Origin of the sequence: Streptomyces naganishii JCM 4654 (assembly GCF_014650575.1) — a bacterium.
Lineage (GTDB): Bacteria > Actinomycetota > Actinomycetes > Streptomycetales > Streptomycetaceae > Streptomyces > Streptomyces naganishii.
Map to the genome: position 1 here is coordinate 49,380 of NZ_BMVF01000003.1, position 19,806 is coordinate 69,185.

General features: G+C 73.0%; 18 protein-coding genes and 1 pseudogene. 14 read left to right on the plus strand and 5 right to left on the minus strand.

Features of this window, described 5'->3' with window-relative positions:
- Positions 1-42: 42 nt before the first annotated feature.
- The 3 genes from IE217_RS05675 to IE217_RS05685 are packed head-to-tail and all read left to right on the plus strand — an operon-like array spanning position 43 to position 3,586.
- Positions 43-1,719 (plus strand): NAD(P)/FAD-dependent oxidoreductase, encoded by a 1,677-nt coding sequence (locus IE217_RS05675; protein ID WP_190176607.1) that lies wholly within the window; start codon positions 43-45, stop codon positions 1,717-1,719.
- Positions 1,716-3,212: an ATP-binding protein gene (locus IE217_RS05680; RefSeq protein WP_190176608.1), complete on the plus strand. Its 1,497-nt coding sequence runs from the start codon at positions 1,716-1,718 to the stop codon at positions 3,210-3,212. Before IE217_RS05675 ends, IE217_RS05680 begins: the two co-directional genes overlap by 4 nt.
- Positions 3,209-3,586 carry a UBP-type zinc finger domain-containing protein gene (locus IE217_RS05685; RefSeq protein WP_190176609.1) on the plus strand — a complete coding sequence of 126 codons (378 nt, stop codon included), beginning with the start codon at positions 3,209-3,211 and terminating at the stop codon, positions 3,584-3,586. The genes IE217_RS05680 and IE217_RS05685 overlap by 4 nt, the downstream gene beginning before the upstream one ends.
- Before the next feature lie 74 nt (positions 3,587-3,660).
- Here IE217_RS05685 and IE217_RS05690 read toward each other — a convergent pair whose 3' ends face one another.
- On the minus strand, positions 3,661-5,451 hold the full coding sequence (locus tag IE217_RS05690) for a M4 family metallopeptidase (protein ID WP_190176610.1): 1,791 nt from the start codon (positions 5,449-5,451) through the stop codon (positions 3,661-3,663).
- 313 nt (positions 5,452-5,764) lie between these two features.
- Here IE217_RS05690 and IE217_RS05695 point away from each other — a divergent pair, with 313 nt between their 5' ends.
- The 8 genes from IE217_RS05695 to IE217_RS05730 all read left to right on the plus strand — a co-directional run bounded on the left by IE217_RS05695 (position 5,765) and on the right by IE217_RS05730 (position 14,484).
- On the plus strand, positions 5,765-7,015 hold the full coding sequence (locus IE217_RS05695; protein WP_373297962.1) for a serine hydrolase domain-containing protein: 1,251 nt from the start codon (positions 5,765-5,767) through the stop codon (positions 7,013-7,015).
- Between the two features lie 38 nt (positions 7,016-7,053).
- The gene (locus tag IE217_RS05700) at positions 7,054-7,731 is read left to right on the plus strand and encodes an AIM24 family protein (RefSeq protein WP_190176611.1); all 678 of its coding nucleotides are present in this window, start codon (positions 7,054-7,056) and stop codon (positions 7,729-7,731) included.
- Between the two features lie 111 nt (positions 7,732-7,842).
- On the plus strand, positions 7,843-8,907 hold the full coding sequence (locus IE217_RS05705) for a tetratricopeptide repeat protein (protein WP_190176612.1): 1,065 nt from the start codon (positions 7,843-7,845) through the stop codon (positions 8,905-8,907).
- Positions 8,904-9,941, plus strand: a complete 1,038-nt coding sequence (locus IE217_RS05710) for a polyprenyl synthetase family protein (RefSeq protein ID WP_229865058.1) — start codon at positions 8,904-8,906, stop codon at positions 9,939-9,941. Before IE217_RS05705 ends, IE217_RS05710 begins: the two co-directional genes overlap by 4 nt.
- 116 nt (positions 9,942-10,057) lie before the next feature.
- A complete protein-coding gene (locus IE217_RS05715) occupies positions 10,058-11,017 on the plus strand; it encodes a threonine/serine dehydratase family protein (RefSeq protein ID WP_190176613.1) in 960 nt (319 codons plus the stop codon).
- 243 nt (positions 11,018-11,260) lie between these two features.
- Positions 11,261-12,856: a serine/threonine protein kinase gene (locus tag IE217_RS05720; protein WP_190176614.1), complete on the plus strand. Its 1,596-nt coding sequence runs from the start codon at positions 11,261-11,263 to the stop codon at positions 12,854-12,856.
- A 97-nt stretch (positions 12,857-12,953) separates the two neighbouring features.
- Entirely contained in the window at positions 12,954-13,925 is a 972-nt protein-coding gene (locus IE217_RS05725) for an LLM class F420-dependent oxidoreductase (protein ID WP_190176615.1), read from the plus strand.
- A 118-nt stretch (positions 13,926-14,043) separates the two neighbouring features.
- Positions 14,044-14,484 carry an SsgA family sporulation/cell division regulator gene (locus tag IE217_RS05730; RefSeq protein WP_190176616.1) on the plus strand — a complete coding sequence of 147 codons (441 nt, stop codon included), beginning with the start codon at positions 14,044-14,046 and terminating at the stop codon, positions 14,482-14,484.
- Here IE217_RS05730 and IE217_RS05735 read toward each other — a convergent pair.
- Positions 14,469-14,966, minus strand: a complete 498-nt coding sequence (locus IE217_RS05735) for a DUF6328 family protein (RefSeq protein WP_190176617.1) — start codon at positions 14,964-14,966, stop codon at positions 14,469-14,471. The genes IE217_RS05730 and IE217_RS05735 overlap by 16 nt on opposite strands.
- Before the next feature lie 150 nt (positions 14,967-15,116).
- On the opposite strand from IE217_RS05735, the gene IE217_RS05740 reads away from it, so the two are divergent.
- The gene (locus IE217_RS05740; protein ID WP_190176618.1) at positions 15,117-15,461 is read left to right on the plus strand and encodes a hypothetical protein; all 345 of its coding nucleotides are present in this window, start codon (positions 15,117-15,119) and stop codon (positions 15,459-15,461) included.
- Positions 15,462-15,473: 12 nt separating this feature from the next.
- Here the strand turns inward: IE217_RS05740 and IE217_RS05745 are convergent, their stop codons facing one another.
- Entirely contained in the window at positions 15,474-16,457 is a 984-nt protein-coding gene (locus IE217_RS05745) for an aldo/keto reductase (protein WP_190176619.1), read from the minus strand.
- Between the two features lie 12 nt (positions 16,458-16,469).
- Positions 16,470-17,442: pseudogene (locus tag IE217_RS05750) on the minus strand (FAD-dependent monooxygenase).
- Between the two features lie 347 nt (positions 17,443-17,789).
- Here IE217_RS05750 and melC1 point away from each other — a divergent pair.
- A complete protein-coding gene (melC1, locus tag IE217_RS05755) occupies positions 17,790-18,176 on the plus strand; it encodes an apotyrosinase chaperone MelC1 (protein ID WP_190176620.1) in 387 nt (128 codons plus the stop codon).
- A gap of 34 nt (positions 18,177-18,210) precedes the next feature.
- The gene (gene melC2, locus IE217_RS05760) at positions 18,211-19,035 is read left to right on the plus strand and encodes a tyrosinase MelC2 (RefSeq protein WP_190176621.1); all 825 of its coding nucleotides are present in this window, start codon (positions 18,211-18,213) and stop codon (positions 19,033-19,035) included.
- A 42-nt stretch (positions 19,036-19,077) separates the two neighbouring features.
- Here the strand turns inward: melC2 and IE217_RS05765 are convergent, their stop codons facing one another.
- The gene (locus IE217_RS05765; RefSeq protein ID WP_190177005.1) at positions 19,078-19,797 is read right to left on the minus strand and encodes a ribonuclease H family protein; all 720 of its coding nucleotides are present in this window, start codon (positions 19,795-19,797) and stop codon (positions 19,078-19,080) included.
- Positions 19,798-19,806: the final 9 nt, after the last annotated feature.

Below are 19,806 nucleotides of genomic sequence, written 5' to 3' on the forward strand. Positions count from 1 at the left end.
GGCGTGCCGGCCGCCGATCCGAGTGCTCGGGGTGACTCACACATGACACAGGTCGCGGAGCCCGCGCGGACCGTCATCATGACCGTGGACGACGATCCGGGGGTCTCCCGCGCCGTGGCCCGGGATCTGCGGCGGCGCTACGGCCAGTCGTACCGGATCGTGCGCGCGGAGTCCGGCGAGTCGGCGCTCGAGGCCCTGCGCGAGCTGAAGCTGCGCGGCGACCTCGTCGCCGTCATCCTCGCCGACTACCGCATGCCGCGGATGAACGGCATCGAGTTCCTCGAGCAGGCCCTGGACGTGTATCCGGGCGCGCGGCGGGTGCTGCTGACCGCGTACGCGGACACGGGCGCGGCGATCGACGCGATCAACGTCGTCGACCTGGACCACTACCTGCTCAAGCCCTGGGACCCGCCCGAGGAGAAGCTGTACCCCGTCCTGGACGACCTGCTCCAGGCGTGGCGGCGCAGCGACCACCGTCCGGTGCCGAGCACGAAGGTGGTCGGTCACCGCTGGTCCGCGCGCTCCTCGGAGGTGCGCGAGTTCCTGGCCCGCAACCAGGTGCCCTACCGCTGGTACTCCTCCGACGAGCCCGAGGGCCGGCGGCTGCTGCTGGCGGCCGGGCAGGACGGGCAGCGGCTGCCGCTGGTGGTCACGCCGGACGGCACGCCGCTGGTGGAGCCGGAGGCGCCGGAGCTCGCGGCCCGGGTGGGCCTGGCGACCACGCCCGCGGCGGACTTCTACGACCTGGTGGTGATCGGCGGCGGTCCGGCCGGACTCGGCGCCGCCGTGTACGGGGCCTCGGAGGGGCTGCGGACGGTGCTCGTGGAGCGCTCGGCCACCGGCGGCCAGGCGGGCCAGAGCTCGCGCATCGAGAACTACCTGGGTTTCCCGGACGGCGTCTCGGGCGCCCAGCTGACCGAGCGTGCGCGCCGGCAGGCGGCGAAGTTCGGCGCGGAGATCCTCACCACGCGCGAGGTGACGGGCCTGGAGGTCAACGGCGCGGCGCGCACCGTGCGCTTCTCGGACGGCTCGGCGGTCGCCGCGCACAGCGTGATCCTGGCGACCGGGGTGTCGTACCGTCAGCTGGCGGCGGAGGGCTGCGCGGACCTCACCGGCTGCGGGGTGTACTACGGTTCGGCGCTGACCGAGGCGCCGGCCTGCCAGGGCCAGGACGTCTACATCGTCGGCGGCGCCAACTCCGCGGGCCAGGCGGCGATGTACCTGTCCCGGGGCGCGAAGTCGGTCACGCTGCTGCTGCGGGGCGCGTCCCTGTCGGCGTCGATGTCGTACTACCTGATCCAGCAGATCGAGGAGGCGCCGAACATTCACGTGCGCACCGGCACCGTCGTCGAGTCGGCGCACGGCACGGACCATCTGGAGCAGCTCACGCTGCGGGACACGGCTACGGGCGAGACGGAGCGCGTGGACGCGCACTGGATGTTCGTGTTCATCGGCGCGGCCCCGCTGACCGACTGGCTGGACGGCACGGTGCTGCGCGACGAGCGCGGGTTCATCCTGGCGGGGCCGGACCTGACCGCGGACGGGCGGCCGCCCGGTGACTGGGAGCTGGACCGGCCGCCGTACCACCTGGAGACGAACGTCCCGGGCGTGTTCGTGGCGGGCGACGCGCGCGCGGAGTCCGCCAAGCGCGTCGCCTCCGCCGTCGGAGAGGGAGCCATGGCCGTGATGCTCGTCCACCGGTACCTGGAGCAGTCGTGAGCGGCCGGCCGCTGCCGTGCAGCGCGCAGGAGATCGGGTCGCTGTTCCTGTTCGAGAAGCTGTCCGCCGAGCAGTTGGGCCGGTTGTGCGCGGAGGGCCGGGTGGAGGGCTTCGAGCCCGGCCCGGTGTACGCGGAGGGCGACCCGGCGACCTGCTTCTACGTGATGCTCGAGGGCACGGTGGTGCTCTCGCGCCGGGTCGGCGGGGACGACGTGGAGGTGACCCGGACCTCGCAGCGCGGGGTGTACGCGGGCGCGATGCAGGCGTACATCGGGGACCGGGTGCGGCAGGTCTACAACAACTCGATGCGGGTGACCGCGCCGACACGGTTCTTCGTGCTGCCGGCGGACACGTTCGCGAGCATCATGCGCGAGTGGTTCCCGATGGCGGTGCACCTTCTGGAGGGCCTGTTCTTCGGGTCGAAGAACACCCAGGCCGCGATCGGCCAGCGGGAGCGGCTGCTGGCGCTCGGTTCGCTGTCGGCCGGGCTGACGCACGAGCTCAACAACCCGGCCGCGGCGGCGGTGCGGGCGACGGCGTCCCTGCGGGAGCGGGTGGCGAAGATGCGGCGCAAGCTCGCCGTCATCGCCGGCAGTCCCTTCTCCCCCGACCAGCTGGCCGGGCTCATCGACATCCAGGAGCGCACGGCCGAGCGGGTCGCCAAGGCGCCCGCGCTGACCCCGCTGGAGGCCGCCGACCGGGAGGACGCCCTCACCGACTGGCTCGAGGACCACGGCATCGAGCAGGGCTGGCAGCTCGCGCCGACCTTCGTGCAGGCGGGGCTCGACGTGGACTGGCTGGAGCAGGTCGCGGCGGCGGTGGACGCGGAGATCCTGCCGGGCGCCGTGGGATGGCTCAACTACACGGTGGAGACCGAGCTGCTGATGGACGAGATCGCGGACTCCACCACCCGCGTCTCGCACCTGGTGGACGCCGCCAAGCAGTACTCGCAGCTGGACCGCGCCCCCTACCAGGTGGCCGACGTGCACGAACTCCTGGACAGCACGCTGCTGATGCTGTCGGGCAAGATCGGTTCGCGGATCACGGTGGCCAAGGACTACGACCGCGCGCTGCCGAGGATCCCCTGCTATCCGGCCGAGCTGAACCAGGTGTGGACCAACCTCATCGACAACGCGGTCTCCGCGATGCGGGACGCCGGCGGCGAGGGCACGCTGACGGTGCGCACCGCGCGGCGGGACGAGCACCTGCTGGTGGAGTTCGGCGACACCGGGCCGGGGGTGCCCGCCGGGATCCGCGACCGCATCTTCGACCCGTTCTTCACCACCAAGCCGGTCGGCCACGGCACCGGTCTGGGCCTGGACATCTCCTGGCGGATCGTCGTCAACAAGCACCACGGCACCCTGCGGGTGGAGTCGGTGCCGGGCGACACGCGTTTCCAGGTCCTGCTGCCGCTGGCCGCGGCGCAGGGGGACGGCCCGGCGCCGGACCCGTCCGCCGACGGCGTCCCGCTCACGTCCGAGGAGCCCGCATGACCAGTGACCAGGGAAACGACACAACCGGCCGCACCGACGGAATCGACACCAGTGTGCCGCCGAGCGGCAGCGGCTGCGTGGAGTGCGAGGCGGCGGGCAGCTGGTGGTTCCACCTGCGCCGCTGCGCCGCGTGCGGCCACATCGGCTGCTGCGACGACTCCCCCGCCAAGCACGCCACCGCCCACTGGCGGGCCACCGGGCATCCGCTGATCCGCAGCTACGAGCCGGGCGAGTCCTGGTTCTGGAACTACGACACCGACGAGCTGTACGACTCCGGCCCCGAGCTCGCCCCGCCGGCCTCCCACCCCGTCGGCCAGCCGGTTCCGGGACCGGCGGGCCGGGTCCCGGCGAACTGGGCGGACACGCTGCGCTGAGCCCGGCATGAGAATGCCCCGCCCGAGGGCGGGGCATCCCCGTGTCAGCGTGGCCGGCCGGCCGTGCGGACGCGTCAGTGACGGTCCGCCGGGGTGTTGGCGGCGGTGACGTTGACGGCGGCCCAGGCCCGGTCCACCGTCTTGTACTCGGTGCTGCTCGCGCCGTAGAGGTCCTTGGCCGCCTTCAGCGTCGCGACGCGCGCGTCGTGGAAGTCGGTCGTGGAGACCATGTAGCGGGTCAGCGCCCGGTAGAAGATGGCGGTGGCCTTGGCGCGGCCGATGCCCTTCACCGAAAGGCCGCCGTAGGTGGGCGAGTTGTAGGCGACGCCGCCGATGGTCTTCTTGCCGCTGCCCTCGGCGAGCAGGTAGTACGCGTGCGAGGAGACGCCGGAGCCGGCGTGCACCTCGGTGTAGTAGGTGCTGGCAGACCAGTAGTCGATCGTGCCCTCGAGCTTGTCGAGCGAGGGGTGGTCCAGGCGCCGGAGGAACTTCTGCGCGAGGCCCAGCTTCTCGCCGATCAGGTAGTTCGGCGGGTTCTTCGGGTTGTTGGCGTAGAACTCGACGTTGGAGCCGAAGATGTCGGCCAGCGACTCGTTCAGCGAGCCGGGCTCGCCGAACTGGTTGCCGTTGGCGTCCACGTACGTCGGCTCGAGTTTGGCGGTAGCCTCCACGACGCCGTGGGTCAGCTCGTGACCGGTGACGTCGAGGGCGACCAGCGGCTTCTTGAACATCGTGCCGTCGCCGTCGCCGTACAGCATGCAGTTGCACGTCGGGTCCCAGAACGCGTTCGCGATCTTGTTGCCGAAGTGCACCATGGCCTGGGCGCCCTTGGAGTTGTTGGCGATCCCCTTGCGACCGAAGGTCTTCTTGTAGAAGTCCAGGGTCTTGGTGATGCCGTACTGGGCGTCCACGGCCGCGCTGGTGCGGCTGGAGACCGAGCCGTTGCCCCACTTGTTGGTGGTGCTGGTGATCTTCGTGCCCTTGGAGAAGTTCTCCAGCAGCTTGTTCTTGGCGTCCCGCGTCTCGGTGCCGTAGCGGGTGGCGTCCTTGAGCAGGAAGCTGGTGCGGGCCGTCTGGGTGGTGGTCAGGGAGACCGTGCCCACGAACAGCGACGAGCCGGAGCCCGTGACGGTGCGCGGGTAGGTGACGGCGGTGCTGCCGGCGGCCGTGAGGCCGGAGGGCAGCGGCGCGTTGTCCGTGGCGGGGTCGAGCGTCTCGCCGCGCTCGCGCAGGGCCTCGATCAGCTTCGGGGACAGGAACTCGTCGCTGTCGGGCGTGTTGCTGCGCACCTTGCCGGTGAGGGCGTCGACGACGACGGTCCGCGAGCCCCCGCTCTCGGTGGTGGCGCTGCCCGTGACCTGCACCTGGTAGGCGAGGGCGGAGGCGCCGCCGCGGGCGTCGACCACGAGGTGGGCGGTGCCCGCGTCGCCCTTGGCGACGGAGGCGGCCTTGGCCGCGGCCTGCTCGGGCGTCAGCTTGGCCTTGGTGGTGGCCGGTTCGACGTCGTGGCCGGCGGCCCGGGTGACACCGGTGTAGGCCAGGCCGTGGTCGAGGTGGACGACGAGGTCGCCGCCGAGGACCGGCATGCCCTGGTGGGTGCGTATGAAGCGGACGTGGCGCGCGCCCTCGGGGTCGAGCATGACGTCCTGGGCCCGCAGGTCGTCCCCCTGACCGACGCCGGTCTGCGAGGCGTGGGCGAAGGCGGCCGCGCGGGCGGCCTGCACGACGGGGGCGGCGGCGGACGTGGCCGCCGCTGCGCTGTCCGGTCCCGCGCCGGGAAGGGCGAGCGCCGTGCCGGCCAGCCCCGTGGCGGCCGTCGCCACCGCGACGGCGACCGCCACGGTGCGTATGTGGGGTCTGTGCACTCTTGAGGATTCCTTCGTCAGTGAAGGCGGCCGGGATCGCCAACCGCCCCGGGACATGGCGGCGTTGCGCCATGGGGGCTGGTCGGGCCCCGCCAACGAACCCTTATGGATCAGTCATGCACATGTAAAGCACGAATGATCCATTCCGCGCAGTCCATGGCAATCCTTTGCCAATCCACCCCACTCAGTGATCAGCGGATGACCAACTGTGTGTCGTCCGTGGAGATGTGACGCGATGAGAGATGGTTGCGTTGCCCCGATGTGATCGATCTCGCACGGACCCACGCGCGAGCGGAGACGGGAGAGGACTCGTATGACCTCACGGACGATGTGCAGGAGTGCGGTACTCGGATCGCTGGTGCTGACCCTGGCGGCCGGGCCGGCGCACGCGCTCCAGGGCCGGGCGGGCACGGCCGGGACCCGCCCGGACGCCGCCGCCACCGCGCTGCCCGCGCCGGACACCGCGGCGCTCGGCCGCCTGCTGCGCACCGCGCTCGGCCAGGGCGCGCCCGGCGCGATGGCGCGGATCGACGACCACCCCACGGCCTGGAACGACCACGCGGTCGTGCACAGGGCCACCGAGGGCGTCGCCGACCGCCGCACCGGGGAGGCGATGAGCACCGCCGACCGGTTCCGCATCGGCAGCGTCACCAAGACCTTCACCGCGGTCGTCCTGCTGCAGCTCGCCGCCGAGGGCAAGGTGCGGCTCGACACCTCGGTCAACCACTACCTGCCGGGCCTGCTGCCCGACGACCGGATCACGGTGCGGCACGTGCTCAGCCACCGCAGCGGGCTGTACGACTACACCAACGACATGTTCGCGCACACCGTCAGCGGCTTCGAGGCGGTGCGCACCAAGGTCTTCACCTACCGCGACCTGGTGGCGCGCTCCCTCAAGCACCCGCGCACCCACGCGCCCGGCGCCGTCTACGCGTACTCCAACACCAACTTCGTCGTCGCCGGGATGCTGGTGGAGAAGCTGACCGGCCACTCGGTGCGCACCGAGTACGAGAACCGCATCATCAAGCCGCTCAAGCTCACCGACACCTTCTACGTCCACCCCGACACCAGGATCCCCGGCCGCCACGCCCACGGCTACCTCACCCCGGACGAGGCGAAGGCGAGCCTGGTGGACGCCACCGACCAGACGGCCTCCTGGGCGCAGAGCGCGGGCGCCCTCATCTCCTCCGTCCGCGACCTGGACACCTTCCTGTCGGCCCTGCTCGGCGGACGTCTGCTGCCCGCCGCGCAGCTCGCCGAGATGGAGCGCTGGATCCCTGCGGGCACGGCACAGGCGTACGGCCTCGGGCTGCGCCGCCGCGACCTGTCGTGCGGGGTGTCGGTGTACGGGCACACCGGCGCCGTCCAGGGCTTCTACACCTACGCGTTCGCCTCCAAGGACGGCCGGCGCAGCCTGAGCGCGATGGTGAACACCTCCAACAACAGCGCGGTGCACCTGACGATGCTGCGGACCCTGGAGTCGGCGTTCTGCGGCAAGAAGGCGAAGGCGCGCGAGGCGGTACCGGCCGACGGGCGAAAGGTGGTGAACGACTTCGCCCAGTGATCTTGGCGGAACGGGCCCCTCCGGGCCACGATGCCCGCATGAAGGGTGATCTCTTTTCCAGCGAGCACGTGGTGGGGCCCGCGACCGCGCCGGGCATGTCCGTCGAGAACGCCAAGTGCCTGAAGTACACGGTGAACGGCGAGATGTTCGCCCGCCAGGGCTCGATGGTGGCCTTCCGGGGCAGCCTCCAGTTCGAGCGCAAGGGCCAGGGCGTGGGCGGCATGCTCAAGCGCGCGGTCACCGGGGAGGGGCTGCCGCTGATGGCCGTGCGCGGGCAGGGCGAGGCCTGGTTCGCGCACGAGGCGCAGAATTGTTTCGTGGTGGACCTCGAAGCCGGGGACGAGTTCACCGTCAACGGACGCAACGTGCTGTGCTTCGACTCCTCGCTGTCCTACGCGATCAGGACGGTGAAGGGGTCGGGCATAGCGGGTGGCGGGCTGTTCAACAGCGTGTTCACCGGGCAGGGGCGGCTGGGCCTGGTCTGCGAGGGCAACCCGCTCGTCATACCGGTCAGCCCGCAGCAACCGGTGTACGTGGACACCGACGCGGTGGTGGGCTGGACGGCCCGGCTGCGGACCTCGCTGCACCGCTCGCAGTCGATCGGCTCGATGCTGCGCGGGGGTTCCGGCGAGGCGGTTCAGCTGATGCTCCAGGGCGAGGGGTACGCCGTCGTCCGGCCGAGTGAGGCGACACCGCACAAACCCCAGCAGAACTGAGGGAGTTGACGCCCGGCCCGAGGTGATCCGCGTCGCACGGGCAACCCCGGCGGCCGTATCCCCGTCCTGCTATGCACATCATGTATACGCGTTGTGTATAGGAAGGCACGCATGTACGGCAAGGCTTTCGCCCCGGAATACCAGGGCCCCCTCACCTCCCTGTCCGTGAACTCCTCCCTCGACCATGTGCTGGCCGCCGGCCACGAGCAACTGGCGGCCGCCGAGCGGGCCGGGCGGCACGGGGAGGCGGCGCGCTCCGGACTCGCCGTCGCCGAGGCGCACCGCCGGCTCGGCCAGGTGCGGGATGCGGACCGGGCCTGGAAGGCCAGTTACCGGGCCGCACGGGAGGCCGGGGACACGGCGGCGATGGCCTGGGCGCTGTGGAGCGGCGGCACCCTGGCCCGGCAGCGCGGGGCGTTCGCGCTGGCCCGGCGGCTGCTGGGGCTCGCCGCCGAGCTCGGCGAGCGCGGCGGGGACGTGGTCGTACGCGGCTACTCGCTGGCCGGCCTCGCCGAGACCGGCCGGATCCAGGGCGACTACGAGGCTGTGGGCCGGCTGCACGAGCAGTTGCTCGCCGAGGCCCGCAGGCGCGGCGAGGCGCGGCACACCGTGTGGGCCCTGGAGGGCATCGCGCAGATGCACCGCAACACCGGGTCCTACGACACCGCGTACGCGATGTTCGAGGAGGCGGCCGCGATAGCCGAGGACGCCGACGACCGGCGCGGCCACGCCTGGGCGCTGCGCGGGCTCGCCGACGTCGTCTCGGTGCGCGACGGCGACACGGAGCGGGCGCTGGAACTGCTCACGCGGGCCGAGGAGAGCTGCCGGGCGATGCGGCTGTCGAGCGCGCTCGCCTACAACCATAAGATGCGCGGCAACGTCCTGTACCGCGCCGGGCGCCACGCCGAGGCGCGGGCGATGTACGAGGAGTCGCTGGCGGAGTTCGAGGCGATCGCCGAGCCGCGCGGACAGGCCCTCTCCCGGCTCGGCCTCGTCAAGTGTCTCGCGCACCTCGGCCGCGACCGCGCCGAGACGGCGGCCGAACTCGCCGGCCTGGCCCGCACGATGGACCGCATCGGCCTGCGCCACGCCCTGGAGATGGTGCGCCGGGCGCAGGAGGAGTTCTGCGGGGAGCGGGCGCCCGAGACCGGGTCCTTCGTGCGGGCGGGCCGGTGAGCGCGGGGCCCGCGGCCGCGCCGGCCGCGGTCGCCGTGCCCGAACTGCTGGACCGCTGCCGGGCGTTGGTGCGTCCGGCGCTCGGCGAGGCGGTCGGGCGGCTGCACCCGTGGGTCGGCGAGATGGCCGCGTACGCCTTCGGATGGTGCGAGGTGGGCGGCGCCCCGGCGGCCGCTCCGGGTGGCAAGGGGGTGCGACAGGCGCTGGCGGTGCTCGGGGCCGAGGCGGCCGGCGCGCCCGGTGCGGCCGGAGTGCCGGCGGCCGTCGCGGTGGAGCTGGTGCACACCTTCTCCCTGCTGCACGACGACATCATGGACGGCGACGCGACGCGGCGACGCCGCCCGGCCGTGTGGAAGGCCTACGGCACCGGGCCCGCGGTCCTGGCCGGTGACGCCCTGTTCGCGCTCGCCGTGCAGACCCTGGCCGCCGCCCCGGCCGGCCCCGGGGCCCTGCGCCGGCTGTCCGCGACCCTCGCCGACCTGCTGCGCGGCCAGGCCGACGACCTGCTGTTCGCCGCCCGGCCCTGGACCGGGCGCGAGCGGGTGTCGTTGGCGGCGTACCGGACGATGGCCGTGCACAAGACGGGTTCGCTGCTGGGCTGCGCGATGGCGCTGGGCGCGGTGCTCGGCGGGGCGGAACCCGCGCGCGCCGACGCCCTCGACCGCGCCGGACGGCACCTCGGGGTCGCCTTCCAGATCGTGGACGACGTGCTGGGCCTGTGGGGCGACCCGGCGGTGACGGGCAAGCCGGTCCACGCGGACCTGCGCGAGCGCAAGAAGACCTACCCGGTGCTGGCCGCGCTGGAGGTGCCCGGCCCGGACAGCCGGCGCCTCGCCGCACTGCTGGAGTCGGACGCCGACCCGGCCCGGACGGCCGCGCTCGTCGAGGCGGCCGGCGGCCGCACCTTGGCGCTGGCCGAGGCCCGCAACCGGATCGCGGCGGCCGGGGAGGCCCTCGACTCGGCCGCCCCGCACCCGCCGGCCGGGGCCCTGCTGCGCGCCCTGCCCGCCTTCCTCCTCGACCGCGACCTGTGAAACCCGCCGGAGCGGGCCGGGGCGCGCGACGGGTCCCCGTGTTGACCTGGGACGGTTCGGTGGGTGAAGGTCGGGTCGGTGCGGTCGTGGGTTCCGTGCCGGAAGGGTGAAGGGCCTTGATCGGCATCTCGGAGATCGAAACCGCGGCCGAGCGGATCGCCGGACACATCGTGCGCACCCCCGCCGTGCCGAGCCCCGGCCTGTCCGAGCTGCTCGGCGCACCGGTCACCGCCAAGCTCGAACTGCTCCAGCGCACCGGCTCGTTCAAGGCGCGCGGCGCGACGGCGAAGCTGCTCTCGCTCGGCGCGGCCGAGCGGGCGGCGGGCGTCGTCGCGGTCAGCGGCGGCAACCACGGCATCGCGCTCGCCGTGATGGCCGCCGCCCTCCATGTGAAAGCCACGGTGGTCATGCCGAGGTCGGCGCCGGCCCGGTCGGTGGCGATCGCCGAGGAGGCGGGCGCCTCGGTGCGGCTGACCGACGGCATGGACGAGGCGTTCGCCACCGCGACCCGGCTGCGCGACGAGGGGCTGACCCTCGTGCACCCCTTCGACGACCCGGTGGTCATCGCCGGACAGGGCACGGTCGGCCTGGAGTTCGCGGCGGACGCCGGTGAACTCACCGATGTCCTGGTCAGCATCGGTGGCGGCGGCCTGATCTCGGGCGTCGCCGCCGCGCTGCGCGCGCTGCGGCCCGGGGTGCGGATCTGGGGCGTGGAGACCGAGGGCGCCCAGGCCATGTCCGAGGCGCTGGCGGCCGGCGGCCCGGTCCCGGTTGCCCTGTCCTCGATCGTGACGACGCTCAGCGCGCCGGCCGTCTCGCAGTCGACGTACGACCATGTCTCGGCCCTGGTCCACGAGGTGCTCGTGGTTTCCGACCGGGAGGCGGTGCGCGGCTGCCTCGACCTCGCCGGGCACGCCAAGGTGTGGACCGAGCCGGCGGCGGGCTGTCTGCTCCCGGCCGCCCGGCAGGTCCGCGAGCGGATCGGGTCCGGCGCCCGGCTCGGGCTGGTGGTGTGCGGGGGCAACGCCACGACGGCCGACATCATGTCCTGGGCCGAGAGGTTCGGACTGCGCTGAGGCGTCACAGGGGATCACCCGGGCGGAATTCGGCCACCGCACGCTGTTTACCGATGGTTACCAGAGGTCGGCGCGGGTGCGTTCGGTCCATGGAACGCACCCGGAAATGAGATTCCCTCGCACACACGCTCTACAGCGACTGAATAAAAGGCAGCAACAGCCTTCGGACGCGGTTCCTTTGAACAGATGCGGTCTCCGCCTTCGTACCTCTGGGGAAGGCGTAAACCGGGGGTTCAGCGAGGGATGACCATGGTCGAGGGACACGTGTCGGCACAGGACCTGGTGGCCGGGCGGTACCGGCTCCTGGAGGTCATCCACCGTGAGACGAACCAGGTCTGCTGGTACGGCGAGGACGTGGCGGCGGAGCGCCCCCGGCTGCTGACGCGGACCACGCTCCCGGCCGGCGTGGATCCCGAGAGCGCCCGCCGCATCACCGCGCGCGTCATGCGCACCGCGGAGACCATGGGGCTGCTGCGGCCGGGCCGTATCGCCACCGTCGTGGACGCCGTCGTCGGCGCGGACGCGCTGTGGACGGTCACCGAGTGGATCGACGGCACCCCGCTGGGCGAACTCCTGGCCACCGAGGGCCTGTTCAACTACGTACGGGCCGCCCGCATCGGCGTCGACGTCCTCGACGTACTGGAGGCCGCGCACGCGGAGGGCATCACCCACGGCGAGCTCAATCCCGGGCAGGTCTTCGTACGCGAGCAGGGCGGGGTGGTCGTCACCGGCTTCGGGCTCGCGGGCGCCACCCTGGCACCGCGTATCACCGCGCCCTCGTACGCCTCCCCCGAGCAGGCCCGCGACGAGCGCGTCGGCCCGGCGGCCGACCTGTGGGCACTCGGCGCGATGCTGTACGCGATGGTCGAGGGGCGGCCGCCGTTCCGCGACCGCGGCCGGATCGAGGCCACGCTCAGGAGCGTGGACCGGCTGCCGCTGCGCGGCCCGGTGCGGGCCGGGCCGCTCACCCAGGCCGTACAGGGCCTGCTGCGCAAGGACTCCAGGGAGCGGCTGACCCGTCCCGTGGTCCGCGAGGCGCTCACCCGCGTGACGAACGAGGACCCCGGCACCGTGGCGCCCCCGCTCCCTGGGCCCCGGCTGCGCGGTGTGTACGCCGCCGCCCGGGAGGCGGGCCGCAACTGGAGCAGACGGACCATGGCCGTGGGCACCACCCTCGCCGTGGTCACGGTCGCGGTGGCCGTCCTCGCCGTGACCCACCAACTGCCCGGCACCGGCACCTCCGGGTCCGCAGCCTCCGCGCGGACCGGGAAACCGCCCACCGCCTCGGCCTCGGCCTCCGCCGGCGGCACCGGGACCGGGACCGGCGCCTCGCCGTCCGCCTCCCCCTCCCCCTCCGCCACGGCCGGCGCGCTGCCCTCCGGGTACCGCCGCTACACCGCCCCCGAGGGCTTCTCCGTCGCCCTGCCCGCCGGCTGGGGGCGGCTGCGCACCACGCGCGCGCCCGACGGGTCCTACCGGGTCCTGTTCGGCGCCGGCGGGGACGACCGCACCCTCGCCGTCACCTACAGCGACCGCGTCGGCCCCGACCCGGTCGTGGTGTGGCGGGAGGACGTCGAGCCGGATCTGCGGCGGCATCGCGGGTACGTGCGGATCGGCGACATCCGCGCCACGACGTACCAGGGCCACCGGGCGGCCGACATGGAGTGGCTCTCGGGCAGCGGGGAGGACCGGGTGCACACCTTCGGCCGGGGCTTCCTGCTCGGCGGCGGCAAGGGCTTCTCGCTGCGCTGGACGACCCCGGCCGGCGTCTTCGCCTCGGCCGCGGACAAGCAGGCGCTCACCGTCTTCCTGGACACCTTCCGCCCGGCACACGTGTGAACGCGCCCCGCCCGGCCACGCGGCGTGCGGCCGGGCGGCGTGCGGCCGGGCCCCAGAACGCCGTTTCCGCCCGCCGTGAGCCGGGGACCCGGCCCTCATGGTGCAAATCGGATACACGATGATGACCGAGCAGGCCGGTCCGCGTGAACTGGTCGGACACGTGGTGCGGGCGGAGGAGGCCGGCTACGACTTCTCGGTGACCTCGGACCACTACTTTCCCTGGCTGCGCTCGCAGGGGCACGCGCCGTACGCCTGGAGCGTCCTCGGCGCGGCCGCCCAGGCGACCTCGCGCATTCCGCTGATGACGTACGTGACCTGCCCGACCTTCCGCTACCACCCGGCGGTCGTGGCGCAGAAGGCGGCCACGCTTCAGCTGCTGTCCGAGGGCCGGTTCCGGCTCGGGCTCGGCGCGGGCGAGAACCTCAACGAGCACGTTGTCGGCGGCGGCTGGCCGCCCGTCGACGTGCGCCACGAGATGCTCGAGGAGGCCGTCGAGATCATCCGCGCCCTGTTCCAGGGCGGTCATGTCACCCGGCACGGCGCCCACTTCGACGTGGACTCCGCGCGCCTGTGGGACCTGCCGGACCAGCCGCCGCCCATCGGCATCGCCGTCTCCGGCGAGCAGTCCTGCCGGCTCGCCGGCCACCTCGCGGACCTGGTCATCGCCACCGAGCCCAAGGCGGGGCTGCTGGAGGCGTTCGACCGGCACGGCGGCGAGGGCAAGCCGCGGGTGGGGCAGCTGCCGGTCAGCTACGACCCCGACCGGGACACGGCGGTCAAGCGGGCGCACGCGCAGTTCCGCTGGTTCGGCAGCGGCTGGAAGGTCAACGCCGAACTGCCCCACCCGGACGCGTTCGAGGCCGCCACCCAGTTCGTCACCCCCGATGACGTGGCCGGGTCGATCCCGTGCGGCGACGACCCGGACGCCTTCGTGGAGGCCGTACGCCCCTACGCCGAGGCCGGGTTCACGGAGATCGCGCTGGTGCAGATCGGCGGCGAGACCCAGGACGCGTTCCTCGAATGGTCGGCGAAGACGCTGCTGCCGGCGCTGCGCGACGCCCTGCGCTGACCGGCTTCGGCGGACCGCGCGGGGCGGTGTTCGGTGAATCACCCGCTTGCCTGAGCATCTTGCGCGTTTGGGGGGTACTAGAGGGCTCTACGTCCTGATGCCCTCGGAGGCCCCTCTCGTGAACTCCTACGTGCACAAGAGTCTCGTCGTGCAGTTGCAGGCGGGCGACACGGAACGCTTTCCCGTGCTGGCCCACCTGAGTTACGACGCCGGCGACCCGTTCGCCGTCACCGTCGTCTTCAGCCACGACGGCCGGGTGCTCGCCCGGTGGACCCTGGACCGCGAGATGCTCGGCGAGGGGCTGACCCGGCCGGTCGGCCTCGGCGACGTCCGCTTCCGCCCCGAGTCCGACGGCCCGTGGGAGGAACTGTGCATGGAGTTCTACGGCAACGCCCACCCCGACGGGGGACGGCACCACGCGACGGTGTTCGTGTGGGCGCCGGCGGTGTCGGCGTTCCTGCGCGAGACGCACGACGTGGTCGCCCCCGGCGAGGAGGACTTCGGCGCCGACGGCTTCCTGGCGGAGATCTTCGCGGGCGGGTCTCAGCGGGAGGTGTAGCGGCGCCGGGTCCACAGCGGCAGGACGAACCAGCACAGCACGTACCAGAGGACCACGACCGCGACCAGCCAGGGCACGAAGCCGCCGTTCGTCGCCACCCTCAGGATCAGCAGCAGCGAGGCGGCCATGGTGGCCAGGAGCAGGACGAGACCGACGAAGGTCAGCCGGGAGGCCCAGCGCACGGCCTGGGGTTTGACCCGGCGGCCCGAGACCAGCCGGTGCAGGGACACCGGCCCGATGAGCGCGCCGGTGGCCGTGGCGCCCAGGACGACGGTGACGATGTAGATCGTCTTGTCGGTGGCGCCGAGCGTGGCGTACTTCTGCTGGAAGACCACGGTGAGCAGGAAGCCGAAGAGGATCTGCACACCGGTCTGGGCGACCCGCACCTCCTGGATGAGCTCGACCCACATGCGGTCGGCTCTCTCCTCCTCGGTCTCGTCGCGCCCCCGTCGCCGCTCCACGTCGTCTCCTGTCACCGTCATGCCGCCTCCCCGTTCCGCGAACCCGGCCCCATGCCATCGCGAGTTCCCCGAAGCACGTAAATCGTGCCCGGCCGGACGGCTGTTTGAGGCAGGGCCCGGGGGTTACACGGCTGCGTGACCCACACGGACCGGCCGAGGAGGTTTGGGCAGATGCCCGGCACGCAGCTCACGGTGACGCTCGACGGCGGCGGTGTAGCCGACGCCCAGGCGGTGGTGAAGGCCCTGGAGGGCGCCTTCGGGGCGCCCGACCGGCTCCCCGCCGACGAGGACGCGACGGTCCGCACGGCCACCTTCTCCGCCGACCCGGCCGGCGCGGCCCCCGGGGGCGGTGAGGGCGGCGGCCGGCTCTCCGCGCCGGTGACCGTCACCGTCCAGGGCACCCCGGAGTCCGTGCGCCGGGCGAGCGAGACGCTGGCCCGCGCCTTCACGGCGCACGACGAGGGCACCGCCCCCGGCGACCAGGAGCAGGAACGGCAGCTGCGTCTGGAGCCGTGACGGGCGCGCCCGCTACCAGCGGTGCTCGACCTGGTCCTTGATCCGGCGCTCGTAGAGCTCGTCGATCGCCGCGAGGGTCTCCTTCGGCAGCGGGGGCAGCTTGGCGGCGGCGGCGTTGGCGCGGGCCTGCTCCGGGGAGCGCGCGCCGGGGATGACGGTGGTGACGCCCGGCTGCTGGACGATCCACCGCAGTGCCGTCTGCGCCGGGGTGTATCCCTCGGGTGCGAGGGCGGCGAACTCGGCGGCCGCCTCGACGCCGGAGGCGTAGTCGACGCCGGAGAAGGTCTCGCCCTGGTCGAAGGCCTCGCCGTGCCGGTTGAAGGTGCGGTGGTCGTCGGCGGCGAAGACGGTGTCCTTGGTGTACCTGCCGGACAGCAGCCCGGAGGCGAGCGGCACGCGGGCGATGATGCCGACGCCGGCCTCCCGCGCGGCCGGGAGCACCTCGCGCAGGGGCTTCATGCGGAAGGGGTTGAGGATGATCTGCACGCTGGCCACGTTCGGCCGGGCGATCGCCGTCAGCGCCTGCGCGCAGGTCTCGACGCTGACGCCGTAGGCGGCGATCCGCTCCTCGGCGACCAGGGCGTCCAGCGCGTCGAACACCTCGTCGCTGGAGTACACGGGCGTCGGCGGGCAGTGCAGCTGCACGAGGTCGACGCGGTCGACGCCGAGGTTGCGGCGGGAGCGGTCGTTCCAGGCGCGGAAGTTGTCCAGGACGTAGTTCTCCGGGATCTGCTCGACGCGGCGGCCCATCTTGGTGGCGACCAGCACGTGCAGGTCCGGCCGGGTGCTGAGGAAGGTCGCGATGGTCTGCTCGCTGCGCCCGTCGCCGTAGACGTCGGCGGTGTCGAAGAAGGTCACGCCCGACTCGGCGGCGGCCTCCAGCACGGCCTCGGCGTCCTTGGCGTCCACGTCGCCCCAGTCAGCGCCCAGTTGCCAGGTGCCGAGTCCGACGACCGAGGCGTGCTGTCCTGACCTGCGGAATTCACGTTCGTCCATGGCGTCAGTGTGTCACTCGCGCCCCGCCCGCGCCTGCACCGAGCGCGCCACCCTCCGGCCCAGCCACCGCTTCAGCCTGCGCAGCGCCTCCAACTGCCCGGCCGCCTTGTCGAGGCCGTAGTACAGCTGCGGCGGGACGTACGGCAGCAGGGGCGAGTGGCGCTGGCCGAGCAGGGCGAACATGCGGTGCGGGGGCAGCCGGATGTAGCGGGGCAGGTTCTCGTACCACTGGGCGCTCAGGCGGGCCGCGCATTGCGCGGACAGCAGGGCCGTCCACCGCCGGCTCTCGTAGGCGGCGAGGGCCTGCGGAGGCTCGTGTGCTCGCGCAGGGCGCCGGCCAGGCAGATCGCGTCCTCCAGCGCGAGGGTGGTGCCGGCGCCGATCGAGTAGTGCGTGGTGTGGGCGGCGTCGCCGAGCGGGACGAGGTTGTCCCGGTACCAGGTGCGGTCGGTGAGGGTGCGGAAGTGCGGCCAGGGCGCGGCGCCCGCGTCCGGGGCGGCGCGGCCGATGAGCGGGTGGCCGTCCAGGACGCCGGCGAACAGCTCCTCCAGCAGGGCGAGTTGGTCGCCTTCGGCGAGCCGGTCCCAGTCCGAGGCCGGTGTAGGTGTGCGGGGCGCACTCGAGGACGCAGGTGCTGTGTCCCTCGCCGTACCCGTAGCCGTAGCACCAGATCCAGCCGTGGCCGCTGTCCACGAAGGAGAAGGTGAACGCGTCGAACACCTTGGTCGTGCCGAGCCAGACGTAGTGGTTGCGCCCGACGCCGTCGCTCCAGCGGGACCGAGCACTGCTCGACGGCGCGGGCGGACTCCGGATCGCAGACCCGCAGCAGGTCCAGCAGCCCGTGCCAGTACGTCACGCCCCAGCCGTAGGTCGAGCCCTCGGGGTTGCGCTCGTGGACGGTGACGTCGTGGGCCGGGTCCTGGCGCTTGAGCAGGATGGAGAGATAGAGGCAGGCGGGCCCGCCACCGACACAGGCGGCCTTCACGCAAACCCCTGATAACTACCGAAAGCGGTCATTTGACCTCGCAGGGCAGCGGGAGCCCCGTACGCCACACCGCCTTCCATGATCGCGTCAGTTTCCGTGCGTGACCGGGGCCACAGGTGGCGCGGCGGCCCGCCGGAGAACACGCGGAACACACCCGCGGGAGCGAGGAATTACCCCTTCCGGAGCGTTGCCGGGGGCATCCGCGGCAAGATCATCCTGGTTCAAGCTTGTACGACATGTAGGCGATTGTCCGGATCATGACCAACCGGTTCCCACCGATTTCTCCCCGCCCACGGCGGCCCGATAGGCATGCGGCGACCCACCCCGACACACCCCGGAGGTCCCGTATGCCGGAACTCAGCCGTCGCCGCGCGCTCACCGCCACCGCCGCCCTCGCCGCGGCCGCCGGCGCCCACGCCGTCACCATGCCCGGCGCGTGGGCCGCCCCGGCGCAGGCGCACCACCCCCACGGCGCGCCCGAGCCGTTCGACGAGGTCTACAAGGGCCGCCGGATACAGGGCCGGCCCGCCGGCGGCGGCCACCACCACGGCATGGACGGCATGGACTACGCCGTCTTCGTCGACGGCGCGGAACTGCACGTGATGCGCAACGCGGACGGGACCTGGATCAGCGTCGTGGGCCACTACGCCCCGGTCGCGACCCCGCGGGCCGCCGCGCGGGCCGCCGTCGACGAGCTCCAGGGCGCCCGGCTCCTGCCCTTCCCCGCCAACTGACCACGCCGAGCAAGGACTTCCGGAGCACCCGCACATGACCGTACGCAAGAACCAGGCCACGCTGTCCGCCGACGAGAAGCGGCGCTTCGTCGCCGCCGTCCTGGAGCTCAAGCGCGGCGGCCGCTACGACGCCTTCGTCACCACCCACAACCGCTTCATCATGGCCGACACCGACAGCGGCGAACGCACCGGGCACCGCTCGCCGTCGTTCCTGCCCTGGCACCGCAGATTCCTGCTGGAGTTCGAGCGGGCGCTTCAGTCCGTGGACTCCTCGGTCGCGCTGCCCTACTGGGACTGGAGCACCGACCGCACGGCCCGCGCCCCGCTGTGGGCGCCCGACTTCCTCGGCGGCACCGGCCGCGCCTCGGACGGCCGCGTGACGGACGGCCCGTTCGCCGCCTCGACCGGCAACTGGCCCATCAACGTGCGCGTCGACAGCCGCACCTACCTGCGCCGCTCCCTGGGCACCGGCGTGCGCGAGCTGCCGACGCGGGCGGAGGTGGACTCGGTGCTGGCGATCACGGCGTACGACGCCGCGCCGTGGAACAGCGCCTCGGACGGCTTCCGCAACCACCTCGAGGGCTGGCGCGGGGCCAATCTGCACAACCGCGTCCACGTCTGGGTCGGCGGCCAGATGGCCACCGGCGTCTCCCCCAACGACCCCGTCTTCTGGCTGCACCACGCCTACGTCGACAAGCTGTGGGCCCAGTGGCAGCGCCGGCACCCCGGCTCGGGCTATGTGCCGACCGGCGGCACGCCGGACGTGGTGGACCTGCGCGAGACGATGAAGCCGTGGAACGACGTGACCCCGGCGGACATGCTGGACCACACGGCCCACTACACCTTCGACACCGACTGAGACGGCAGAGCCGGCCCAGTCGGCCCAGTCCGCCCAGTGGGCCTAGCCGGCCGCCGCCGTGCGGCACTCCGGGTGGCCCCAGCCCTGGTCGTTGCGGGCGATGGGCTCACCGGCGGCGTAGGAGCGGCCGCAGACGCAGCGGCCCGGGAACTTAGCCTTGATCGTGCGCGAGGAGGAACCGGCGCCGCCGCGCTTGGGCGCCGCCGCCTTGGTCCCGCCCGCCCGGCGGCGCGCGGCGGCCGGGGCGGCGGCGACGGGCGAGGGCGGCGGCTCCGGCGAGCCGAGGGCGCTGCCCGCGGCCTGCTGGACGGTGGCGGCCTGGCTGGCGGCGCGGTCGGCGAAGTCGTTGAGCGGGTCGCCGTCGACCTGGTGGGCGGGGACGTAGCGGAAGTCGACCGAGCGGCCGTCGAGCAGCTCGTCGATCCGCACGACGAGCTCCTGGTTGGCGACCGGCTTGCCGGCGGCCGTCCGCCAGCCGTTGCGCTTCCAGCCGGGCAGCCAGGTGGTGACCGCCTTCATCGCGTACTGCGAGTCCATCCGGACCTCGAGCGGCACCTCCGGGTCGGTCGCCGCCAACAGCCTCTCGAGCGCGGTGAGTTCGGCGACGTTGTTGGTGGCGGTGCCCAGCGCGCCGGCCTCCCACCGCACCGGGGCGGTCCCGGCCCCGTCGGAGACCACCCACGCCCAGCCCGCCGGACCCGGATTTCCCTTCGAGGCCCCGTCGCAGGCGGCCACCACACGTTCACGCATGGCCCCGATGATGCCATGTCC